This window comes from Bacillus sp. MYb209, from assembly GCF_002975175.1.
Classification (GTDB): domain Bacteria; phylum Bacillota; class Bacilli; order Bacillales; family Bacillaceae_G; genus Bacillus_A.
The window spans coordinates 1-4,863 of sequence record NZ_PCNZ01000084.1 but is presented as its reverse complement, the minus strand read 5'-3'; the positions used below and the strand labels follow the sequence as shown (position 1 = coordinate 4,863).

Annotated in this window: 5 protein-coding genes and 1 pseudogene; 3 read left to right on the top strand and 3 right to left on the bottom strand. The window is 32.3% G+C overall.

Annotated elements, in window-relative coordinates; translation table 11 throughout:
• Positions 1-257 precede the first annotated feature (257 nt).
• The gene (locus CQZ94_RS31475) at positions 258-428 is read left to right on the top strand and encodes a hypothetical protein (protein ID WP_181149583.1); all 171 of its coding nucleotides are present in this window, start codon (positions 258-260) and stop codon (positions 426-428) included.
• A 575-nt stretch (positions 429-1,003) separates the two neighbouring features.
• Positions 1,004-1,405 (top strand): hypothetical protein, encoded by a 402-nt coding sequence (locus tag CQZ94_RS32175; protein ID WP_258166093.1) that lies wholly within the window; start codon positions 1,004-1,006, stop codon positions 1,403-1,405.
• A gap of 789 nt (positions 1,406-2,194) precedes the next feature.
• Here the strand turns inward: CQZ94_RS32175 and CQZ94_RS30125 are convergent.
• From CQZ94_RS30125 to CQZ94_RS32170, 3 genes and pseudogenes are all read right to left on the bottom strand, one after another.
• Positions 2,195-2,472, bottom strand: a pseudogene (locus tag CQZ94_RS30125) (hypothetical protein).
• A 400-nt stretch (positions 2,473-2,872) separates the two neighbouring features.
• A complete protein-coding gene (locus tag CQZ94_RS30120) occupies positions 2,873-3,094 on the bottom strand; it encodes a hypothetical protein (RefSeq protein ID WP_105588360.1) in 222 nt (73 codons plus the stop codon).
• 126 nt (positions 3,095-3,220) lie between these two features.
• Positions 3,221-3,511, bottom strand: a complete 291-nt coding sequence (locus CQZ94_RS32170) for a hypothetical protein (protein ID WP_105588359.1) — start codon at positions 3,509-3,511, stop codon at positions 3,221-3,223.
• 549 nt (positions 3,512-4,060) lie between these two features.
• Here CQZ94_RS32170 and CQZ94_RS30110 point away from each other — a divergent pair.
• Positions 4,061-4,711: a DUF3967 domain-containing protein gene (locus CQZ94_RS30110; RefSeq protein WP_105588358.1), complete on the top strand. Its 651-nt coding sequence runs from the start codon at positions 4,061-4,063 to the stop codon at positions 4,709-4,711.
• Positions 4,712-4,863: the final 152 nt, after the last annotated feature.

Below are 4,863 nucleotides of genomic sequence, written 5' to 3'. Positions count from 1 at the left end.
CCTTTTATAGAGTAGTACTATCAGTATTTCCAAGTTTGATAGACCATTTTCATATGTAGCGTTGAAATAAAGTCGTACTGTTTATAAAAAAGTCGCACCGTTTTGAAAAAGATGTACCGTTTTTTTTATGATGAATTGAAATCTATCTGTGATTTCGTTTTTTTTTATTGAGCTATCAAAGAAAATTGGTTTAATTACCAAATGAAGGTAAATGAGGTATTGTTGTTATATTAGTTCATAAACAAGGAGCTGTTAAAATGGCATATAATTTTGTTTTCACATTTATTGTGACTTTTGTGTTTATAGGAATTATCGGCTTTATAGTTAATACCTACTTGTTTAAAGGAAAAGAAAATAAAGGGAAAGTATTTGTTATCTACCTTGTTCAAAGTTTTATAATTGCAGTTCTCCTTACTTGGTTTATCTAGAGGTGAATCCATTAACAGGTGCTGTAGTTGAACAAACAACACAAAAAATGATTAAACTTTTTTATAAAATAATAATTCGTTAGAATATTTTAAGAGCATGTTTTGATCAATCTTTTTTTCAAAGTACGCTTTTTCTATTTGTTCTTTTATCAAGGTTTATTAAGTTAATTTAATTAAACTTTATTCAAAAGCTACACCATATACTTCAAAGTTTTTGCACCAGAGCCATATTCTATGTTTAAAAGTAGAAAACAGCTTGTTTACTAGTCTATCTTCTTTACCTATTTTCATTAACAACAAACAAGACGTCACCCAGATCACGGCAGCACCTACGATAATTGCTATTGGGGGTTACCATACATGCCCATCAAGTTAACATAACACCACTTATCAGTAGTCAATCTATCTAGAAACCTAGAAGAGTCCTTTCAGATCTTCTTAAGGGACTCTCCGTTCACATAATCGCCGTTATCAGTAGTTAGTCTGCCTAATTTCAAATGAGAATAAGCTCCTTTATATTCTTTAAGCATAGCATGTAAAAGAATATGAAATATTTATAAAAAGTAGGTGAAAACATGACATTAGATTCTCACCGTATTATAGGTTTCCCTGGAATGGGTATGGGCGGTTTCCCTGGAATGGGTATGGGCAGTTTCCCTGGAATGGGTATGAGCGGTTTCCCTGGAATGGGTATGGGCGGTTTCCCTGGAATGGGTATGGGCAGTTTCCCTGGAATGGGTATGAGCGGTTTCCCTGGAATGGGTATGGGCGGTTTCCCTGGACCGGGTATGGGCGGTTTCCCTGGAATGGGTATGGGCGGTTTCCCTGGAATGGGTATGAGCGGTTTCCCTGGACCGGGTATGGGCGGTTTCCCTGGACCGGGTATGGGCGGTTTCCCTGGACCGGGTATGAGCGGTTTCCCCGGAATGGGTATGGGCGGTTTCCCTAGAATGGATGGATATACCAATTATTTATAACCTTGATTTTTAATGCTTTATATTTGAATATAGATGACAATAGATAAGATTACCCCTTGCATCACCCGTTAGAATCATCTTGCCTATTGCCATCTATTAACTAGTACCAACTTTCTTACATAACATCACTTATTGGGGTAGTAACAGGGTTGCTGTCATAGACCGCAAAGTATAATCCAATAAAATTATAAAAAGTGTACCGTACACTTTTGAAAAAGGTTTATGGTAATCATTTTGGAAATTATTTTTAGTAAGATTGTATGCCATTGATATCAAGAACTTTAATTAAGATTAAATTAGTTACAAAAATTATGGTTTTTGGTAACCAATTCACTTATTTTATATGATTTGAAGAGTTTACTTTGCGGTTCATAGCAAGAACCCTGTCATTACCCCCTATTGAGGGAAATAATCCTTCTGATGTATCGAAGTATATTGCAGTTATAGGCTCTATAACTTGGAATGATTACGATCTTTGGTGGGCATCAATGGTTACCATGAGAATAAATTTTAACTACGATTACTATTTAACTTCTAGTGGTCAGAAAAGATTTACAGGAGCTTCAAAAATTAATTCATTTCACCTAAATCATTGACTTCACACCAATTCCCCTGATATCTTCAAAATTATCAAGAAAAGTATACATTCAAAACACTATAAACAAAGAGATAAAAACCATATCTTATTGATGTCCAATAACATTATATAAATTAATAAACATATCTACTTTTAAAAACAAAATAAGATAAAAGTCCTCTTCTCTTATCTTATTTTGTTTTTAAAAGGCATTAAGAAATTCGTTGAACACTAATAACATCTAGCCTTGTCACATTGAAGTTTGTATTATTATCAACCCAAATAAGAAATCCATCTTCTACACGAATAAAAACTCCTGTTCCATCAATCTGATCTCCACCTGAAAAGACTCTGATTTTATCGCCTTCTCTAAAACCATTTAATCCTCTTCTTCCTAAATCACCCAATCTCCCCCCTTCAAACTTTCTATTTTTTTTATTCGTCTTCGTCTATTACATTCATCACATTCACATCTATCCTCAAAAGACATCTAACATAACCCCATTTCCGATAAATTTATTTACACCATATTCTATGAAATTCATAAATTAATTGATTAGGCTTTCTTCCTCTATTAAATGTCTAGTTCATTAATTTATTAAAAATAAAATATATTAATTATGATAATTGTACAAGCTATTTTTTAGTACTTACATAAGCTATCAATAGGATGATAAACATCCCAACATAACCCTTTTCCGTATATTACTAAGTCGCTAGCTATCTATAGAGATAGCAAAAAAGAACAGTATTTTTGACTGTTCTTTTTTAATGTGATTTTAATTGTATATTCACTTAGGAACCTAATCTACATAATTCCAACTAATGATAATCAAAAAACTAGAAATATATACTAGCCTCTCTTTTTATTTTTCTATACTATCCATTAACTAAGAAATTCTTCGAACACTAATAACATCTAGACTCGTAACATTAATATTTGCATTATTATCAACCCAAACAAGAAATCCATCTTCTATATTAATAAATACTCCTGTTCCATCAATCTGATCTCCACCAGAGAACACTTGAATTTTATCGCCTTCTCGTAAGCCATTTAATCTTCTACGTCTAACATTACATTCATTTTCAAATTCTCTTTGAAATCCCATAATTATTTCTCCTTTATTCAAACTAATATATATGAACATAATTAAAGCTTGTACGTTTATAAACTTGCTTATTTATAACAAAATAAGATAAAAGCCTTTTCCTCTTATCTTTGATCTTTTTATTAACTAAGAAATTCTTCGAACACTAATAACATCTAGACTTGTAACATTAATATTTGCATTATTATCAACCCAAACAAGAAATCCATCTTCTATATTAATAAATACTCCTGTTCCATCAATTCTATCTCCACCAGAGAACACTTGAATTTTATCGCCTTCTCGTATGTGATCTAATCTTCCATGTTTTCTACGCTCAAAATCACATTCTCTGCGTCTAAAATCAAATTCTCTTTCTCCTCTGAATCTTCTCTTTCTTCTACACTCATCACATTCACATCTTTCTTCAAAAAAAATTTAACATAACTCCCCTTTTCCATAGAATGTACTACCCTATATTCTATAGAAATAATAAGTTAATTGATTAAACTTTCCCCCTATAAAATGTCCAATTAGTTAAATTATTAAAGTAAATCCGCCACCAAATTCATCTTCAAAAGCTATATTTTTATGAAAACAAAAAACGAGTACTTTTCTTCAAAATACTCGTTCAAAGAAATTTACCAATCTCGACATTCATTACAATCACAATCTCGATCATGTCTGCGTCTAAAACGACATTCATCACAATCACAATCTCGATCATGTCTACGTCTTCCAAATATTAAATCATCCCTCATGAATATGATTACCTCCTCTCAACAATAGAATTCATCATATTCTATGCTTAAAAACAAAAACAGCTTGTTTACTAGTCTACATTCTATTCATTCATTAGAATAAAAAGGTACTTTATCCTTAGCCGATATTACCAACAAATTTCATATTTCAAAGGTATTTCGTTTTATCATGTATAATGTAACTTTAGGAACGTCAATTGGAACATTAAGAGGAGCGTGAGGAACGATGTCTGATGGAACACGGAATGGTATACAATCCGTGCCACTCCCAGCTTTCCTAACCAAGGAAGTAGCAGAAATGTTAAGTATTAGCGAAAGCTATTTGCGTAAATGGTGTTTAGAGTTAGAAAAACATGAATACATCTTTATAAAAGTTCGTGATCCTAAAAGTAATCGCGAGTATCGAACCTTTACTTCAAAAGATATAAAAGCTTTAAAACAATTTCAAACACTTATGAAAGATGCCGGATATAACAAAGCTGATGCTGCCAAAACCGTAGCAATAACCATAAATAATGAAAATTGGAACACGAGTGGAACGTCCCATGACCCAATAAATTCCCAATCCTTACTTATTACGAGAGATAAAGAAATATTGGAACGTGAAAACAACACTAATTTATTACGTGAATTGTTGCGTGAGGAACGCGAAGAAATAACAAAAGAACTCCAATCCATGAGAGAAGAACTACGACGAACTCAAGAAGAATTTCAAACTTTGAAAGATGGTATACAGACATATCAAAAACACCATGAACAATTGTTACAAGAAAGAGATGAGCAACTATTACATAACATACGATCTATTCAAGAAACTAAACAACTAGTTGCTCCTACTACAGAAAATAAACATCATTGGTGGAAATTCTGGAAATAAAATAAGCCTTGCTTATAAGCAAGGCTTATTTTATTTCTTTTCACTTTAGAACATAGTAATCCCACTATTTTTGGCTCTGGTGCAAAAACTTTGAAGTATATGAAAATGGTCTATCAAACTTGGAAATACTGATAGTACTACTCTATAAAAGG

Coding starts and splice junctions, on each gene's coding strand:
- CQZ94_RS30110 (WP_105588358.1), top strand. CDS start 4,061: ATGTCTGATGGAACACGGAATGGTATACAATCCGTGCCACTCCCAGCT.
- CQZ94_RS30120 (WP_105588360.1), bottom strand. CDS start 3,094: ATGGGATTTCAAAGAGAATTTGAAAATGAATGTAATGTTAGACGTAGA.
- CQZ94_RS32175 (WP_258166093.1), top strand. CDS start 1,004: ATGACATTAGATTCTCACCGTATTATAGGTTTCCCTGGAATGGGTATG.
- CQZ94_RS31475 (WP_181149583.1), top strand. CDS start 258: ATGGCATATAATTTTGTTTTCACATTTATTGTGACTTTTGTGTTTATA.